Source organism: Streptomyces sp. NPDC001663 (assembly GCF_042893105.1).
In the GTDB taxonomy this organism is placed as follows: Bacteria; Actinomycetota; Actinomycetes; order Streptomycetales; family Streptomycetaceae; genus Streptomyces.
Window position 1 is genome coordinate 19,624 of sequence record NZ_JBIAUR010000004.1, and the last position, 16,663, is coordinate 36,286.

Annotated in this window: 15 protein-coding genes; 6 read left to right on the top strand and 9 right to left on the bottom strand. The window is 70.0% G+C overall.

Translation table 11 applies throughout. From position 1 onward, the window contains the following. Positions 1-2 precede the first annotated feature (2 nt). The 4 genes from urtD to urtA form a co-directional block, all read right to left on the bottom strand. Complete coding sequence (gene urtD, locus ACFY1L_RS14090; protein WP_388822968.1) at positions 3-770, bottom strand: urea ABC transporter ATP-binding protein UrtD; 768 nt, start codon at positions 768-770, stop codon at positions 3-5. Beyond that, the gene (gene urtC / locus ACFY1L_RS14095) at positions 767-1,864 is read right to left on the bottom strand and encodes an urea ABC transporter permease subunit UrtC (protein ID WP_388822970.1); all 1,098 of its coding nucleotides are present in this window, start codon (positions 1,862-1,864) and stop codon (positions 767-769) included. Before urtC ends, urtD begins: the two co-directional genes overlap by 4 nt. Further along, entirely contained in the window at positions 1,861-2,745 is an 885-nt protein-coding gene (gene urtB, locus ACFY1L_RS14100) for an urea ABC transporter permease subunit UrtB (protein ID WP_361264147.1), read from the bottom strand. The genes urtC and urtB overlap by 4 nt, the downstream gene beginning before the upstream one ends. Positions 2,746-2,843: 98 nt before the next feature. Beyond that, the gene (gene urtA, locus ACFY1L_RS14105; protein ID WP_388822973.1) at positions 2,844-4,097 is read right to left on the bottom strand and encodes an urea ABC transporter substrate-binding protein; all 1,254 of its coding nucleotides are present in this window, start codon (positions 4,095-4,097) and stop codon (positions 2,844-2,846) included. Positions 4,098-4,345: 248 nt separating this feature from the next. On the opposite strand from urtA, the gene ACFY1L_RS14110 reads away from it, so the two are divergent. Beyond that, positions 4,346-4,813, top strand: a complete 468-nt coding sequence (locus ACFY1L_RS14110) for a MarR family winged helix-turn-helix transcriptional regulator (protein WP_388822975.1) — start codon at positions 4,346-4,348, stop codon at positions 4,811-4,813. On the opposite strand, the gene ACFY1L_RS14115 is transcribed toward ACFY1L_RS14110, so the two are convergent. Next, positions 4,770-5,888, bottom strand: coding sequence for a substrate-binding domain-containing protein (locus tag ACFY1L_RS14115; RefSeq protein ID WP_388822977.1), 1,119 nt, complete (start codon positions 5,886-5,888; stop codon positions 4,770-4,772). The genes ACFY1L_RS14110 and ACFY1L_RS14115 overlap by 44 nt on opposite strands. Positions 5,889-6,076: 188 nt before the next feature. Between ACFY1L_RS14115 and ACFY1L_RS14120 the strand changes: the two genes are divergently transcribed. Together ACFY1L_RS14120 and ACFY1L_RS14125 are read left to right on the top strand one after the other, a co-directional pair. Beyond that, complete coding sequence (locus tag ACFY1L_RS14120) at positions 6,077-7,576, top strand: family 43 glycosylhydrolase (protein WP_388822979.1); 1,500 nt, start codon at positions 6,077-6,079, stop codon at positions 7,574-7,576. A gap of 29 nt (positions 7,577-7,605) precedes the next feature. Continuing rightward, positions 7,606-9,054 (top strand): family 43 glycosylhydrolase, encoded by a 1,449-nt coding sequence (locus ACFY1L_RS14125; protein ID WP_388822981.1) that lies wholly within the window; start codon positions 7,606-7,608, stop codon positions 9,052-9,054. A gap of 26 nt (positions 9,055-9,080) precedes the next feature. Here the strand turns inward: ACFY1L_RS14125 and ACFY1L_RS14130 are convergent, their stop codons facing one another. Both ACFY1L_RS14130 and ACFY1L_RS14135 read right to left on the bottom strand, forming a co-directional pair. Continuing rightward, complete coding sequence (locus ACFY1L_RS14130) at positions 9,081-10,295, bottom strand: cytochrome P450 (protein WP_388822983.1); 1,215 nt, start codon at positions 10,293-10,295, stop codon at positions 9,081-9,083. A 110-nt stretch (positions 10,296-10,405) separates the two neighbouring features. Then, on the bottom strand, positions 10,406-11,416 hold the full coding sequence (locus ACFY1L_RS14135) for a DUF2278 family protein (protein ID WP_388822985.1): 1,011 nt from the start codon (positions 11,414-11,416) through the stop codon (positions 10,406-10,408). A 169-nt stretch (positions 11,417-11,585) separates the two neighbouring features. On the opposite strand from ACFY1L_RS14135, the gene ACFY1L_RS14140 reads away from it, so the two are divergent. The 3 genes from ACFY1L_RS14140 to ACFY1L_RS14150 are packed head-to-tail and all read left to right on the top strand — an operon-like array spanning position 11,586 to position 13,915. Further along, positions 11,586-12,026, top strand: a complete 441-nt coding sequence (locus ACFY1L_RS14140) for an SRPBCC family protein (RefSeq protein WP_388822987.1) — start codon at positions 11,586-11,588, stop codon at positions 12,024-12,026. Then, complete coding sequence (locus tag ACFY1L_RS14145) at positions 12,026-12,601, top strand: class I SAM-dependent methyltransferase (protein WP_388822989.1); 576 nt, start codon at positions 12,026-12,028, stop codon at positions 12,599-12,601. The genes ACFY1L_RS14140 and ACFY1L_RS14145 overlap by 1 nt, the downstream gene beginning before the upstream one ends. Positions 12,602-12,649: 48 nt before the next feature. Continuing rightward, positions 12,650-13,915, top strand: coding sequence for a lanthionine synthetase LanC family protein (locus tag ACFY1L_RS14150; RefSeq protein ID WP_388822991.1), 1,266 nt, complete (start codon positions 12,650-12,652; stop codon positions 13,913-13,915). 15 nt (positions 13,916-13,930) lie between these two features. Here the strand turns inward: ACFY1L_RS14150 and ACFY1L_RS14155 are convergent, their stop codons facing one another. Both ACFY1L_RS14155 and ACFY1L_RS14160 read right to left on the bottom strand, forming a co-directional pair. Beyond that, positions 13,931-15,082: an XdhC family protein gene (locus tag ACFY1L_RS14155; RefSeq protein WP_388822992.1), complete on the bottom strand. Its 1,152-nt coding sequence runs from the start codon at positions 15,080-15,082 to the stop codon at positions 13,931-13,933. A 46-nt stretch (positions 15,083-15,128) separates the two neighbouring features. Continuing rightward, positions 15,129-16,586 (bottom strand): NCS2 family permease, encoded by a 1,458-nt coding sequence (locus ACFY1L_RS14160; protein ID WP_388822994.1) that lies wholly within the window; start codon positions 16,584-16,586, stop codon positions 15,129-15,131. Positions 16,587-16,663 lie beyond the last annotated feature (77 nt).

Genomic DNA, 16,663 nt, shown 5'->3' on the forward strand with positions numbered 1-16,663 from the left:
CGTCACGCCTCCTCGGCGACGGGAACAGAAGCGACTTCGGCGGCCCGCCCGAGGTAGACCTCCTGCACCTTGGCGTCGGCCTGGACCTCGGCGACCGTGCCCTCGCTGAGGACCTTTCCGGCGTGCAGGACGCTGACGCTGCGGGCGAAGGAACGCATGAAGTCCATGTCGTGCTCGATGACCACGACCGTGTGGTCCGCGCTGACGCGCTGCAGCAGCTCGCCGGTGGCCTCGCGCTCCTCGTGGCTCATACCGGCCACCGGCTCGTCGAGCAGCAGGAGTTGCACGTCCTGGACGAGCAGCATGCCGATCTCCAGCCACTGCTTCTGCCCGTGCGCAAGGACGCCGGCCGGACGGTCGCGCAGGTCGGTCAGGCCGGTCGTCTCCAGCGCCCTGGTCACCGGCTCCGGTACGGACTTGCGGCGCCGGAGCATGGTCAGCGGTCCGCGTCCGGCACCGGCCGCGATGTCCAGGTTCTGAAGGACCGTCAACTCCTCGAAGACCGTGGCTGTCTGGAACGTACGGCCGATCCCGAGCCGGGCGATCCGGTGCACCGCCTTGCCGAGGAGCTCCTCGCCGCCGAAGCGCACCGACCCGGTGGCCTTCACCAGGCCGGTGACCGCGTCGACGAGCGTCGTCTTTCCGGCGCCGTTCGGTCCGATGAGGAACCGCAGGTCGCCGGGGCTGATGTCCAGGTCCACACCGTCGACCGCGGTGAAGCCGTCGAAGGTGACCCTCAGGTCGCGGATGGTCAGTCCCTCGCCGCTCATGCCGTCTCTCCCACCGTCACGGGAACCGGTTCTTGCACAGGGGCCTCGGCCGTACGACGCCTGCGCAGGACCGCGCCCAGCGAGGCCAGACCGCCCGGCAGGAAGCCGACCGCCAGGACGAACAGCAGACCCTGGAGGTACGTCCACGCGGCCGGGAACTCGTCGGACAGCGTGCTCTGCGCCCAGGCCACGGCGATCGCACCGACCACCGCGCCCACCAGCGAGGCCCGTCCGCCGACGGCCGCGCCGATGACGAAGCCGATGGACGGCACGATCCCGATCAGCGCCGGGGAGATGATCCCGACGACCGGTACGAACAGTGCGCCGGCCAGGCCCGCCATGCCGGCCGCGACGACGTACGCGACGAGCTTGACGTTGGCCGGGTCGTACCCGAGGAAGCGAACCCGCTCCTCGGAGTCCCGTACGGCGACCAGGAGTTCGCCGTAGCGGCTGACGAACAGCTGGCGGGCCAGGGCCATCAGCAGGAGCAGGACGGCGGCGACGATGAAGTACACCATCCGCTGGTTGACCGGGTCGTCCAGCGAGTAGCCGAAGAAGCCCTGGATGTCGGTGAGTCCGTTGGTGCCGCCGGTGGTGGCCTGCTGGCCGATCAGCCAGATGGACAGGGCGGCCGCGAGCGCCTGGCTGAGGATCGCGAAGTACGCGCCCTTCACCCGGCGCCGGAACACGAAGAAGCCGAGCACCGCGGCGACCGCCATCGGCAGCAGCACGGTCATGGCGAGCGCGAACGCCGGGTTGGCGAACGGCTTCCACCACCAGGGCAGCGCGTCCGAAGTGCCGTACAGCTGCATGAAGTCGGGGAGCTTCTCGCCGGTGTCGGCGGCGTCCGCGAGCTTGAGGTGCATGGCCATGGCGTAGCCGCCGAGGCCGAAGAAGACGCCCTGGCCGAGGACCATGAGCCCGCCGCGGCCCCAGGCGAGGCTGACGCCGACGGCGACGATCGCGTAGCAGAGGTACTTGGCGAGCAGGGAGAGGCGGAAGTCGGAGAGGGCGAGCGGGGCGATGCCCAGCAGGAGCACGGCGCCCAGCAGGAAGGCTCCGGGGACGCGGAGGCGTTCGGTGATCGTCGTCATGCCAGGCTCCGGGTGCGCAGTGTGTACAGGCCCTGGGGTCGCCACTGGAGGAAGGCGACGATCGCCACCAGCACGACGACCTTCGCGACGCTGACCGTCGTCGAGTACTCGAGGACCGACTGCAGCACGCCCAGCGCGAACGCCGTGATGACGGCGCCCCTGAGCTGTCCGATGCCGCCGACGACCACGACCAGGAAGGCGTCGACGATGTAGTTGGTGCCCATCGTCGGGCCGATCGGGCCCACGAGCGTGAGCGCGACGCCCGCCACGCCCGCGAGGCCCGAGCCGATGAAGAAGGTGATCCGGTCGACCTGGCCGGTCGCGATGCCGGAGACCTCCGCGAGGTCACGGTTCTGCACGACGGCCCGGATGCGGCGGCCGAGCGGGGTGAAGCGCAGGACCAGCGTGAGGCCGAGGACGCAGAGGAGTGCCAACCCCAGTATGAACAGGCGGTTGTTGGCGAAGGTGACGCCGCCGGCCGAGATGTTGCCGGTCAGGATGTCGGGCGCGGCCGTCTGCACGTTGGGGGCGCCGAAGATGTCACGGGCCAGCTGCTGGAGCATCAGCGAGACGCCCCAGGTGACCAGCAGGGTGTCGAGCGGGCGGGTGTACAGGCGCCGGATCAGCAGCCATTCGAGCAGCGCGCCCATGGCTCCCGCGACCAGGAACGCGAGCGGCAGGGCGACCAGGAGCGAGACTCCGGCGCTGCTGATGGACTTCTGCAGGACGTACGTCGTGTAGGCGCCGGCCATGATGAACTCGCCGTGCGCCATGTTGATCACGCCCATCTGACCGAACGTCAGGGTCAGGCCGAGCGCGATGAGGAGCAGGACGGCACCGATGCTGATGCCGGTGAAGGACTGGTTGAGGACGACCGTCATGAAGCGGCTCCGGAGGACTCCGTGTGGCGGGGACGGGGTGCGGGCGCGGGGCTGAACCCGGCGCGGGCGGCGCCGGGTTCAGCACTGGTGCGGGGGGCTCAGGACAGGCCGGAGGCCCAGTCGTAGCCCTTCAGGTACGGGTCCGGCTTGATCGGCTTGCCGGAGTTCCAGACCTCCTCGATGAGGCCGTCGGAACCGACCTTGCCGATGCGGGCCGTCTTGTAGACGTGCTGGGTGGCGCCGTCGACGGTGACCTTGCCCTCGGGGGCATCGAAGATGATGCCGTCGCTGGCCGCCTTGACCTTGGCGACGTCGAACGAGCCCGCCTTCTCGACCATCTCCTTCCAGAGGTAGACCGAGATGTACGCGGCCTCCATCGGGTCGGACGTCGGCTTCCCCTTGCCGTAGGCGGCCTGGTAGGCGGCCACGAACTTCTTGTTCGCCGCGCCCGGGGTGGTCTCGTAGTAGTTCCAGGCGGTCAACTGGCCTTCCAGGTACTGCGTTCCGATGCTCTTGACCTCCTCCTCGGCGATGGAGACGGAGAGCACCGGCAGGCTCTTGGCCGTGAGGCCCGCGGACTTGTACTCCTTGAAGAAGGCCACGTTGCTGTCGCCGTTGAGGGTGTTGAACACGGCGTCCGCGCCGGCGCCCTTGACCTTGTTGACGATGGTGCTGAACTCCGTGGAGCCGAGCGGCGCGTAGTCCTCGCCGACCACCTTCATGCCCTTGGCCTTCGCGTACGCCTTGATGATCTTGTTGGCGGTGCGCGGGAAGACGTAGTCGCTGCCGACGAGGTAAAGGCGGGTCAGGCCCTGCTTCTTGAGGTAGTCGAGGGCGGGCACGATCTGCTGGTTGGTGGTGGCGCCGATGTAGAAGATGTACGGCGACTCCTCCAGGCCCTCGTACTGCACGGGGTAGTAGAGCAGCGACTTGTACCGCTCGAAGACCGGCTTGACGGCCTTGCGGCTGGCGGAGGTCCAGCAGCCGAAGGTGGCGACGACCTTGTCGTCCTTGATGAGGGTCTCGGCCTTCTCGGCGAAGGTCGGCCAGTCGGAGGCGCCGTCCTGGCTGATCGGCTTGAGCTTCTTGCCCAGCACACCGCCCGCCGCGTTGATCTCCTTGACGGCGAGCAACAGGGAGTTGTGGACGGTGACTTCGCTGATCGCCATGGTGCCCGAGAGCGAGTTCAGCAGACCCACCTTCACGGTGCTGCCGGAGGTGTCCGCCTTGGCACCGGCGTCGGACGAGGTGTCGGTGCCGGTCTTGGCGCCGCACGCGGTGAGCGCCGCGGACGCGCCTAGGGCGGAGGCGCCGGCCAGAAGATTGCGCCTGCTGAGGCTGAGCCCGGACATGCAATACCTCCTTGCCCGAAGGCAATGAAAAGAGATCGTGAAATTCGGGAGGGAAATGCGGCAGCGCACTTGGGGGTTGAGCTGCGGAAGCGCGGTCCACAGACTGCGCCGGTGCTGTTTCCGTCGCGTTTCACGGCGATTGATGAACAGTTGCTAATACTTCCCGTAGGAAGCATTAATTACGGGTCGGGGTGATCGCGGGTACGCTGTTCAACACCCGCCTTGGAACCGTTACTTCGAGGAGTGCGATGGCGACCCGGCCCCAGGACCTGATCCAGTTGCTGACCCGGGCCGAGCGTCTCTCCACCCGCCGGTTGCAGCAGGTACTGGACGAGTCGGGGTGCTCGGTGGAGGCGTGGCGGGTGCTCGCACTGCTTGCCGACGGCCAGGGGCACAACATGACGGCCATAGCCGACTGCGCCTTTCTGCCGCCGCCGAGCCTGACCAAACTGATGGACCACCTGGTCGATCAGAACTGGGTGTACCGGCGCACCGATCCGGCCGACCGCCGCCGCATCCTCGCCCAGCTCACCCCGCGTGGAGCGGAGTTCTGGCGGCGGGTCGATCGCGATGTCCGCGCGGAGCTGGCGCCGCTGCTCGGGCCGGAGGACGACGAACGGCTGCGGACGCTGTTGTCCCGGCTGGCCGACACACTGGACGGCGACAGCGAGGTCACAACAGGTCGTGCGGGGACCGGAGTTGGGCGAGCACGTTGAAGTCGAGTCCGTCGGCCTGCGCGAGGTAGATGCGCTGACGGACGTGCCGCCCGTCGAGGCCGACGAGTCCGCGCGGACCCTCGTAGGAGACGTCCTCGGCGGTGGCTCCGATCGCGGACACGTCGAGGGTGCGGGCCCGTTCGACGAGCGCGGCGAGCAGCAGGACGCCCTCGTAGCAGGACTCGCCGAGGCTGCCCGGGACGGGCGCGTCGGCGCCGAAGCGCTCGGCGTAACTGCCGTGGAAATCCATGCTGTTGCGGTCCGCGAGTGAAGCGAAGAAGCCGGCCGTGCTGAACAGGTCGGCGGTGGCCTCGGGCCCGCTGCCCAGCAGCATGTTCTCGTCCATCAGCGTGCTCAGCCTGAGGCATCGCTGGTCGAGTCCGGCGGCGGCGAAGGCCCGGTTGAAGCGCACGGCGTCGCTGCCCACCAGCAGCATCAGTACGGCGTCGGCGTCCGAGTGCTCGATCCGCCGCAGCACCTCGCCGAACTCCTCGGCGCCCAGGGGCAGATAGGCCTCGCCGCAGACCCGGCCCCGGACCTCGCGCGCATAGCGGCGGGCGGCGCGGGCGGTGCGCCGCGGCCAGACGTAGTTGTTGCCGACGACGAACCAGCGGCGCACCTGCCGGGCCTCGGCCAGCATCCGCATGGCGGGCAGCAGTTGCCAGGCGGGCGTCTCGCTCGTCATGTAGACGCCCTCGGTGCGCTCGCCGCCCTCGTACAGGGCCGTGTAGACGTACGGCACCCGGTGCGCGATCCGCGGTGCGACGGCCTGCCGTACGGATGAGATGTGCCAGCCGGTGACGCCCTGCACCGCCCCCGTCGACACCAGGGCCTCGACCTCCTCGGCCACCTGCCCGGGCTCGGCTCCGCCGTCCACCTCGAGCAGTCTCAACTCCCGGCCCAGCACCCCGCCCGCCTTGTTGATCTCCTCGGCGGCGAGCCGCGCGCACGCCTCGCAGGTGGGGCCGAAGATGCCGGCGGGTCCCTGCATCGGGTACACGAGCGCGACGTTCAGGGCCGAGTCGTCGGCCGTGTACCAGTCGGGCACGTGGAGGCGGGGCGGCGGGCGGCGCATGCGCACATGATGGCGCAGGAGCCTTGGCGGGCGGCCCGCAGGAGCGACAACCAAGCGCATGCAAAGCGCAGATGACCAAACCGTTGACGGGAGCATGCCCCCACTTCTATGTTCTGGCCGGAATCACGAACTCCGTTCGAGATTACGAACATGACTAGTGGAGCGATACGGACAAGGGACGGTCTCGTATGCCTCGGACAGATTTCAGGACGCGCCGCAGACCGCTCCTCCTCTGCGTGCTCGCCGTACTCCTCGCGCTGGTGGCGGCGACGCAGCCCGCGTCCGCGGCGGACGGCCGCCCGTACACCAACCCGCTCAAGTCCGCGAAGGGCGCCGACCCCTGGCTGGAGTACTACGACGGCAACTACTACCTGATCACCACGACGTTCACGGGCATCCTCGGCATGCGCAAGTCGCCGACCCTGGCGGGACTCGCCACCGCGCCCAACATCCAGGTGTGGTCGGACACCACGTCGACGCGCAACACCAACATCTGGGCGCCGGAGATCCACTTCATCGACGGGCACTGGTACCTGTACTACTCGGCCGGGCAGAGCGGTGTGGCGTGCTGCGACTCGCAGCGCACGCACGTCCTGGAGAGCGCCGGCACGGACCCGCTGGGCCCGTACACGTACAAGAACACGCTGACCGGATCCAACCTCTCGCCGAACGGCTGGCTGATCGACGCGAGCGTGCTGCAGGCGAACAACAAGCTGTACCTGGTGGGCAGCGGCTTCGTGAACGGCAGTGCGCAGAGCCTGGTCATCGCGCCGATGAGCAACCCGTACACGCTCTCCAGCAGCACCTTCACGGTCATCTCCAGTCCGACGCTGGACTGGGAGAAGTCGGGCGCGGCGGTCAACGAGGGCCCGGAGCCGCTGTATCACAACGGCCGCACCTTCCTGACCTACTCGGCGAGCTACTGCCAGACCGCCGACTACAAGTTGGGCCAGCTGGAGTTGACGGGTTCGGACCCGCTCAGCGCTTCCTCGTGGACGAAGAAGTCGACGCCGGTTCTCCAGCGCAGTGACGCGAACGGCGTGTACGGGCCCGGGCACAACGGCTTCTTCACCTCGCCCGACGGCACCGAGAACTGGATCGTCTACCACGCCAACTCCTCGTCCTCCGGCGGCTGCGGCAACGGACGCACCACCCGCGCGCAGAAGTTCACCTGGAACTCCGACGGCACCCCGAACTTCGGCACCCCGGTCGCGCTCGGCACCACGCTGCCCGGCCCGTCCGGCGAGACGGCGGCGACCCCGACGTCGTACACCCTCGTGAACCGCAACAGCGGCAAGTGCCTGGACGTCTCGGGCGGCAACACGGCCGACGGCACCAACGTCCAGCAGTGGACCTGCAACGGCGGCACCAACCAGAAGTGGAAGGTCGAGGACCTCGGCGACGACACCAGCCGGCTGGTGAACGTGGCCACCGGCAAGGTGCTGGACACCGCCGACTGCTCCACGGCCGACGGGGCGGACATCCGGCAGTGGTCCTGGCTGAACAACAAGTGCCAGCGCTCCCGGCTCGTGTTCACGGCCACCGGCGACTACGTGCGGATCGTCAACGAGAACAGCGGCAAGGTCGCCGACGTGGCCGACTGCGGCACCGCGAACGGCACGGACGTACGGCAGTGGACCTGGCTGAACAACAACTGCCAGCAGTGGCGACTCGTTCCGACCACCTGACCACAGCCTCGGAAACCCGGAGAACTCCCTTGAGACGCAACGTCGTTCGGCTGCTCATGGCCGCGCTCGTCGCCATGGCGGCCTGCATCACCGGCCCGGTCACCGCCGCCCGCGCCGCCGTACCCGACTCCCCTGCGGTGACATACACCAACCCGATCGCGGAGAAGCGCGCCGACCCGCAGATCTACAAACACACCGACGGCTACTACTACTTCACCGCGACCGTCCCCGAGTACGACCGCATCGTGCTGCGCAGGGCCACCACCATCCAGGGCCTGTCGACCGCCGCCGAGACCACGATCTGGACCAAGCACAGCAGCGGGGTCATGGGCGCGCACATCTGGGCGCCGGAGATCCACTACATCGACGGCAAGTGGTACGTGTACTTCGCCGCCGGGTCGACCAGTGACCAGTGGGCGATCCGGATGTACGTCCTCGAAGGCACCGGTGCCAACCCGCTCACCGCCACTTGGACCGAGAAGGGACAGATCAAGACGACGTGGGAGAGCTTCTCGCTCGACTCCACCACCTTCGTCGTGAGCGGCGTCCGCTATCTCGCCTGGGCCCAGCGCAACCCGTCCGAGGACAACAACACCAGCCTGTTCATTGCCAAGTTGGCCAACCCCTGGACGATTCAAGGGACTCCGGCCGAGATCTCGCAGCCCACGCTGTCCTGGGAGACCGTCGGCTACAAGGTCAACGAAGGCCCGGCGGTGATCCAGCACGGCGGCAAGGTCTTCATGACCTACTCGGCGAGCGCCACGGACGCCAACTACTGCCTGGGGATGCTCACCGCGTCCGCGACCGCGGACCTCACCGACCCGGCGTCCTGGTCGAAGGGTTCGCAGCCGGTCTTCAAGTCGAACGACTCGACCTCGCAGTACGGCCCGGGCCACAACTCCTTCACCGTCTCCGAGGACGGCAAGTCGGACATCCTCGTCTACCACGACCGCAGCTACAAGGACATCACCGGCGACCCACTGAACGACCCCAACCGCCGCACCCGCGTCCAGAAGATCTACTGGAAGGCGGACGGCACCCCCGACTTCGGCATCCCGGTCGCCGACGGCGTCACCCCGCAGCGCTTCTCGTCGTACAACTACCCGGACCGCTTCATCCGGCACTACGACTACCGCGCGAAGATCGAGGCGAGCGTCAGCCCGCTCGCGGACTCGCAGTTCCGCGTCGTGACCGGGCTGGCCGGCAGCGGCACGGTCTCGCTGGAGTCGGCCAACTACCCCGGCTACTACCTCCGTCACAAGAACTTCGAGGTGTGGCTGGAGAAGAACGACGGGACGGCGGCCTTCGCCTCCGACGCCACGTTCTACAAGCGGGCAGGCCTGTCCGACTCCGCGGGCGTCTCCTACGAGTCGTACAACTACGCCGGGCGCTACGTCCGGCACTACAACTACCTGCTGTACGTGCAGACTCCGAGCACGGCGACGGACAAGGGGGACGCCACGTTCTACGGGCAGTGACCCTGCGGACCGCGAACAGCGCTGACTCACCAGGTCAGGCGCAGGGCCTCCGGTGAACGGTGGATCATCGTCGGCCGCATGGTGACCGGTCCGTCGTCCGCCAGTCGCAGTCCCGGCAGCCTGCGGGTCAGCTCCTCGAGTGTGAGGCGGAGTTGCTCGCGGGCCAGCTGGGAGCCGGGGCAGCCGTGCACGCCGAAGCCGAAGGCGAGGTGGCGTGTGGCGGTGCGGGTGATGTCGAACTCGTCGGGGCGCGGATGGCGGGCGGCGTCCCGGTTGGCGCCGCCGAAGGCGACGAACAGCGTTGCCCCGGCGGGCAGTTCGGTGCCGGAGAGGATGACCGGGCCGGTGGTCACGCGGCGGAAGCCCTGCAGGGCGCCGTCGTAGCGGGCGGCCTCCTCGACGGCGGCCGGGATCCGCTCGGGTTCGGCGCACAGCAGCTCCCACTGGCGGGGGTGCCGCAGCAGGTGCAGGACGGTCGTTCCGATGAGCGCGGTCGTGGTCAGGTGCCCGGCGATCAGCAGGTTCTGGAGATGGGCGACGAGTTCGTGCCGGTGCTCCAGGGTGAGTTCACCCTCGCCGACGACCGACGCGACGAGCTCCGTGCAGAGGTCCTCGCGCGGCTCTGCGTGCCGCTCGCGTGCGTACCGGTCGAGGATGTGCTGCATGGCGACCACGTCCTCGGCCGCGGCGACCTGCTCGTCCTCCTCCAGCGGGCGGAACAGCAGTTCCTCGGCGCGGTGCCCGCCGTGCACGACGGCCGGCACGTCGGCGGGGTCGAGGCCGACGACACGGCCGATGACGTCGCCGGGGAGCTTCCCGGCGTACGCCGACATCAGCTCGACGTGCCCGTCCTTCACGAAGCCGTCGACCAGGGCGGCCGCCCGCTCGGCGGCATACGGCAGTACGGCCGCGACCCGGGCCGGAGACAGCCCGCGCACGATCGGCGCGCGTAACTGCTGGTGGAGTGCGCCGTCGGCGGTGACGACGACGGGCCGCCCGCCGAACCCGCCGCCGAGGACGGCGAGCGCGGCGGGAGCGGGCAGCACGTCGGGGACGAGGGCGTTCGCCGACGAGAACTCCTCCGGCCGGCGCAGGACTTCGCGTACGTCGGCGTCGCGGGCGACCAGCCAGGCGTCGAGCTCGGCGACGTGGGTCAGCCCGTCCGCGCGTCGCGCCTGTTCGTAGTGCGGGTAGGGGTCGCGCTGCAACTCGTCCAGTCTGCCGTGCAGTTCACGATCCACGAGACGCCCTCCCGGCCGGCGGTGGTACGGGGTCGGGCTCATGGTGCCGTACGGGTGTGCGGATGCGGTAGGTGTCTTGCGGGCTCCGTATACGGGAGTCGGGGCGCGGTTCAGAAGACGACGGACCAGCCCTCACGGGCGGCCTGCTCGGCGGTGTACGAGACGCCGTGCACCTTGAGGCCGCCGGCGTCCAGGAGGGTGATCTCCCCGCCGTGGTTGCCGAGTTGGGCGCCACCGGTGAGACGGACGAGCAGACAGGCGCCGGCGGCGAGCGGGCCCGGCGGCACGGCGGAACTCTGGCCGATGCGGTCGACGAGGTGCCAGCCGGTCAGGTCGACGGGCGCGGGCGAGGCGTTGATCAGGGTCACCGTCTCCGCCTCGGGCGCCGGGCCGGGCGGGTTGACGAGCGCCGCGACGATGCGAACCGGCCGGGTGCCCGGCTCGGGACGGTCGCCGTCGACGTCGTCGAGAGCATGGCCGGTGACGTCGTCCGTGTGCCAGGACTGGCCCTGGAAGGCGAGGAAGATGCCGACCCAGCGGTCCTGCGCCGGGAAGTGGATGAGCATCCCGCCGTCCTGCCAGACGCCGTCGTCGCGCTGGAACTTCCGGCTGTTGCCCTGGTTCATGTGGATGTCGTGGACGCCGTTGCCGGGCAGGAAGCCGAACACCTTGTCCTTGACGGCCGGTTCGGGGCCGAAGCGCTCGCCGAAGACGTACAGCCGGGCCTCGGTGTCCTCGACCGCGCGCTGTACGTAGTGGTCGAGGACGTCGGCCAGGTCGTTGTCGGGGCCGGAGACGTCCGGGGGCAGGGTCCGCATCTTCGCGGGGTCGAAGAGGTTGCCGCGCACGAAGTCGAGGTTCGGGCCGCCGGGCCCGGGCGGCAGGGTGTTCCAGCCGCTCGGCAGGCCGTTCAGGCGGGCGGTGACGGGGTGCCGGAAGTCCTCGTCGACGAGGTAGAGCAGTTCGGAGGGCCGCTCCTGGGAGAGCACGTTGACGGCGGCACGGTAGTGCGTACCGCCGTCATCCTTGAGGTGGATCTGGTAGTGCGGTGTGTCGGCGGCGCCCTCGCGCCTGGTGCCGACCGCCTGCGCGATGAGTACGCCGTAGGCCTTGAGTGGCATGGCGACCAACTTCCCCCGGGGGCAGGCGGATTGCCCGCCCATGGGAGGAATGGTAGAGGGATGGACCCTTATGCGACCCCGAGTTCGCAGCTATTTCATCGCTGGGCCAAGTGCGTGACGCGTGGATGAACACCCCTCTGAGCAGCCCGGATTCCCTACGATTCGTTACGTGGTCAACTTCCTCCTCGAACGCACGGCACCGCTCCCCCTCGACGAGGCATGGCGTCGCCTGACCGAGTGGACCCGTCATGGCGAGGTGGTCCCTCTGACCCGCGTCACGGTCACCACTCCCCCGCCGACCCGCGAGGGCACGGTCTTCGTGGCCCGTTCGGGGCTCGGCCCGCTGGCCTTCGACGACCCGATGGAGGTCACGGTGTGGCGCCCGCCGACGGACGACACGCACGGTGTGTGCCGGCTGGAGAAGCGGGGGCGGGTCGTGACGGGGTGGGCCGAACTGGAGGTGCGGCCGGGGCCGGGCGGGCGCAGCCGCGTGGTCTGGCGCGAGGAGCTGGCGGTCCGGTGGCTGCCGGGCCTCTTCGATCCGGTTCTCCGGCAGGCGGCCCGCTATGTGTTCGGCCGAGCGGCCAACCGCCTCCTCAGGATGCCGTGATGCCCGCCCCACGGGCCCACTGGGAGGACATCTTCGCCGCGGGCAACGGCTTCCACCGTGCGGACGACCGCGAGATACGACTGCTCGCCGAGGCCGTACGCCCACGCACCGGGACCCGGGCCCTCGACGTCGGCTGCGGCCTCGGCACGTACGCGGCGGCCCTGGCCGGTCTCGGCCACCGCACGCTCGCGGTCGACTGGGCCGACTCGGCGGTGGCCGCGACACGGGACCGGTACGCGGACCTGGAGCCCCGGCTGGAGGTGGCCGGGCTCGACTTCGAGGACGCGACGGCGCGCCTGCCGCAGGCGGCCTTCCACCTCGTGACCATGCGGCTCGTCTTCGCGTTCATGGCGGACAAGGAGACGGCCTCGGAGCGTGTACGAGGACTGCTGGCACCCGGCGGGGCATGGGTGGTGACGACACCGCTGGCGGAGCGGCTGCCCGAGGAGCGCCGCCACATCGGGCTGACGGCGGCCGAGGTCGGCGCGCTCCTGGACGACTGGAGCCGGGGCCACTGGTACGACCTGGAGCCGGGCGGACTGCGCGTCTTCGTGCTGCGCGCACCGGCCGAGTGACCGGGTGGCGTCTGGGCGGGTGGTGCCGGGCATGCAACAGTGGGCGTCATGACGGCAGTCGACGGTACGACCGTGGTGGTGGACGAGGTCGAGGCGCTGGCGGTGGACGGGCTGCGATGGCTGCTCGCGACGGCGCGGGAGACGGACGGCGGCGGGCTCGGCTGGGCGGAGAAGCCCTCCGACGACGAGCTCGACCCGACGTTCTACAGCGGTACGGCCGGAGTGGTGCCCGTGCTCCTGGAGGCGCGACGCCACTTCGGCGACGACTCATACGGCGACACGGCCCTGCGCGCGGCCCGCAGCCTGGCCGCGGCCGTCGACGACGCCGACCAGGACGGCCTGTACTTCGGCCGCGCCGGAATCGCCGTCGCCCTGCGGGCCGTTCACGACGAGCTCGGCGACAAAGATGCCGGTGCCGCCGCGGACCGGGCCCTCGAGATCCTGCGATCGCGCTTCGACGGGACGCGCTGGGGCGAGCTGTTCGAGCTGATGGGTGGCAACGCGGGCATCGGGCTCGGCGCATCGGCACTGGGCGACGCCGAGTTGGCCGTACTCGCCATGGAGCCGTATCTGCGGACCGCCGAGAAGACCCCGGTGGGCGTGCACTGGCCGCACCGCCCGGGTGCGGAGTCGCGCCTGCACCACCTCTCGCACGGCGCCCTCGGCATGGTCGCCGGGCTTGCCGAGGTGGGCCGGGCGACCGGCCGCGCGGACCTCGTCGAGTTGGCGCTGGCCGGTGCCGCGGACGTCGTGTCCCGGGACGAGGCCGGCCCGGACGGCTTCCTGGTCCCGCACTCCGACCCGCAGTACCGCCCCGAGCTGGTGGAGCGCATCAGTTACGGGTGGTGCCACGGCCCGGCGGGCGACGCCCAGGTCTTCCGGCTCCTCAGGGACGTCACCGGCGATCCCGCATGGCCGTCCCTCGCCGACCGCTGCTGGCACACCGTGGTCCGCTCCGGGATCCCCGAGCGGCTGCGCCCCGGTTTCTGGGACAACAACGGCCGCTGCTGCGGTACGGCCGGTGTCCTCGCCCTGGCCTGCGACCGGATGGCCGAGCAGGGCGACGGCGCCGACTTCGCCCACGTCCTCGTCGCCGACATCGTCGCCCGCGCGACCCGGGACGGCGACGGCACCCGCTGGTCGAACTTCGAGTACCGGGCCACCCCGGGCGACCTCGAACCCCACACCGGGTGGGGGCAGGGGAACGCGGGCATCGTGCGGGAACTGCTGCGCTTCGTACGGCTGAGCCGCGGGGGCGACCCGGCGTACGCGTTCACCTGGCCGGACCAGCCGACGGTGCGCCCTGCGGCCTGAGCGCTCCCGGACGGCTCAGGCCACCGACCCGATCCGCCCCGCCGGCGCCGACGTGGCGTCGTGGTGGATCGGCGTGTGCGCGCCGGTCAGCGAAACCCCGCTGCCACCGCGCCGGTTGGCGACGATCTCCGACGCGATCGACAGGGCCGTCTCCTCGGGCGTACGAGCACCGAGGTCGAGGCCGATCGGGGAGCGCAGTCGAGCCAACTCCAGCTCGGTGACACCGATTTCGCGGAGGCGTTCGTTGCGGTCCAGGTGGGTGCGGCGGGAGCCCATGGCGCCGACGTACGCGACCGGGAGGCGCAACGCCAGCTGCAGCAGGGGCACGTCGAACTTGGCGTCGTGGGTCAGGACGCACAGGACCGTGCGGCCGTCCACCGGCGTCCGCTCCAGGTACTTGTGCGGCCACTCGACGACGATCTCGTCCGCGTCCGGGAATCGGGTCCTCGTCGCGAAGACGGGGCGCGCGTCGCACACCGTCACGTGGTAGTTCAGGAACTTGCCGATCCGCACCAGCGCCGACGCGAAGTCGATCGCCCCGAACACGATCATCCGGGGCGGCGGCACCGAGGACTCCACCAGGACCGTGAGCGGGGTTCCGCAGCGCGAGCCCTGTTCGCCGATCTCCAGGGTGCCGGTGCGGCCGGCGTCCAGGAAGGCGGACGACTCCGCGGCGACCGTGCGGTCGAGTTCGGGGTGGGCGCCGAAGCCGCCCTCGTAGGAGCCCTCGGGGCTCACCAGCAGCGCGCGGCCCAGCAGCTCCGCCGGGCCCGACACGATCCGCGCCACCGCCGCCGCCTCCCCGCGAGCGGCGGCGGCCAGCGCGGACGCGACCACCGGGCGGGCGGGGTCACCGGCCCGTAGCGGAGTGACGAGGATGTCGATGATGCCGCCGCAGGTCAGGCCGACGGCGAAGGCGTCCACGTCGCTGTACCCGAACCTCTCCAGGACGGTTTCGCCGTCCTCGAGGGCTTGTTGGCACAGGTCGTACACGGCGCCCTCCACACAGCCGCCGGAGACCGAGCCGATCGCCGTGCCGTCGGCGTCCACCGCGAGGGCGGCGCCCGGCTGGCGCGGGGCGCTGCCGCCGACGGCCACCACGGTGGCCACGGCGAAGTCGCGTCCCTGCTCGACCCACCGGTTCAGCTCCTCGGCGATGTCCAGCATCTGTCGGTCTCCTAACGGGGTTTGTGTGGAGGGCAGTTGAAGGCGGCTAGTGCACGCCCATCCAGCTCTCGATCGGATTGAGGGCGAAGTAGATCAGGAAAATGGCCGTCAGACCCCACATGAACGCCCCGATCTCCCGCACCTTGCCCTGGGCGATCTTGATGGCGACGTAGGAGATGACTCCGGCCGCGACGCCCGCGGTGATGGAGTACGTGAACGGCATGATCACGACGGTCAGGAAGACCGGGATCGCGGTGGCGCGGTCGGCCCAGTCCACATGGCGGGCGTTCATCATCATCATGGCGCCGATGACCACCAGGGCCGCGGCCGCGACCTCGCCGGGGACGATCGCCGTCAGCGGGGTGAAGAACAGACAGGCCGCGAAGAACAGGCCGGTGACCACGGAGGAGAGTCCGGTACGGGCCCCCTCGCCGACGCCCGTCGCGGACTCGACGAACACGGTCTGGCCGGAGGCGCCCGCGACGCCGCCGATCGCGCCGCCCGCGCCGTCGATGAACAGCGCCTTGGACAGGCCCGGCATCCGGCCCTGCTCGTCGGCCAGCTTGGCCTCGGTACCGACGCCGATGATCGTCGCCATGGCGTCGAAGAAGCCGGCGAGCACGAGCGTGAACACGATCATGCCGACCGTCATCGCGCCGACGCTGCCCCAGCCGCCGAACTCGACGTGCCCGAAGATCGAGAAGTCCGGCATGGAGACCGCGCTGCCGTGCAGTTCGGGAGCGCCGCTCGCCCACTGCTTGGGGTCGATGACGCCAAGTCCGTTGAGAACCACGGCGAGTACGGTGCCGCCGACGATGCCGATCAGGATCGCGCCGGGGATGCCGCGCGCCTGCAGCATGAAGATCGCGAGGAGGGTGGCCGCGAAGAGCAGCACGGGCCAGCCGGCGAGTTCACCGGTCGGGCCGAGGGTGACCGGGGTCGCCTTGCCCTGGTGCACGAAGCCGGCCTTCACCAGGCCGATCAGGGCGACGAACAGGCCGATGCCCATGGTGATCGCGTGCTTGAGGGCGAGCGGGATCGCGTTCATGATCATCTCGCGCAGGCCGGTGACGACCAGCAGCATGATGACCACGCCGTACATCACGCACATGCCCATGGCCTGCGGCCAGGTCATCTGGGGCGCGACCTGCGACGAGAGCACGCCGGACACGGAGAGGCCGGCGGCGAGCGCGAGGGGCACCTTGCCGAAGAAGCCCATCAGCAGCGTGGTGAAGGCCGCCGCGAACGCGGTCGCGGTGATGAGGGCCTTCTGCCCGAGCGTGTCCCCCGCCGCGTCCTTGCCGGACAGGATCAGGGGGTTGAGCAGGAGGATGTACGCCATCGCCATGAAGGTGGTGACGCCGCCGCGCACCTCGCGCGCGACCGAGGATCCTCGCTGGGATATGTGAAAGTACCGGTCGAGCCAGGACCTGCCGGCCGGGATACGGGTTCCTTCACCCGCATCGTCGGCGGCGGTCGTCGGCTCCAGTGACTGCTGGGTCATGTGGGCCTACTCCCAAGGTTCACAGGGGCACCCGTATCAACCGCCTTCGCGGCCACGGGATTTGGGAAGGTGCTTCG

Bases quoted from the DNA above. Each gene is read 5' to 3' on its own strand.
- ACFY1L_RS14135 (WP_388822985.1), bottom strand. From the start codon at position 11,416: ATGCCACTCAAGGCCTACGGCGTACTCATCGCGCAGGCGGTCGGCACC.
- ACFY1L_RS14155 (WP_388822992.1), bottom strand. From the start codon at position 15,082: ATGCTGGACATCGCCGAGGAGCTGAACCGGTGGGTCGAGCAGGGACGC.
- ACFY1L_RS14160 (WP_388822994.1), bottom strand. From the start codon at position 16,586: ATGACCCAGCAGTCACTGGAGCCGACGACCGCCGCCGACGATGCGGGT.
- ACFY1L_RS14110 (WP_388822975.1), top strand. From the start codon at position 4,346: ATGGCGACCCGGCCCCAGGACCTGATCCAGTTGCTGACCCGGGCCGAG.
- urtC (WP_388822970.1), bottom strand. From the start codon at position 1,864: ATGACGACGATCACCGAACGCCTCCGCGTCCCCGGAGCCTTCCTGCTG.
- ACFY1L_RS14145 (WP_388822989.1), top strand. From the start codon at position 12,026: ATGCCCGCCCCACGGGCCCACTGGGAGGACATCTTCGCCGCGGGCAAC.
- urtD (WP_388822968.1), bottom strand. From the start codon at position 770: ATGAGCGGCGAGGGACTGACCATCCGCGACCTGAGGGTCACCTTCGAC.
- urtA (WP_388822973.1), bottom strand. From the start codon at position 4,097: ATGTCCGGGCTCAGCCTCAGCAGGCGCAATCTTCTGGCCGGCGCCTCC.
- ACFY1L_RS14120 (WP_388822979.1), top strand. From the start codon at position 6,077: ATGCCTCGGACAGATTTCAGGACGCGCCGCAGACCGCTCCTCCTCTGC.
- ACFY1L_RS14115 (WP_388822977.1), bottom strand. From the start codon at position 5,888: ATGCGCCGCCCGCCGCCCCGCCTCCACGTGCCCGACTGGTACACGGCC.
- ACFY1L_RS14150 (WP_388822991.1), top strand. From the start codon at position 12,650: ATGACGGCAGTCGACGGTACGACCGTGGTGGTGGACGAGGTCGAGGCG.
- urtB (WP_361264147.1), bottom strand. From the start codon at position 2,745: ATGACGGTCGTCCTCAACCAGTCCTTCACCGGCATCAGCATCGGTGCC.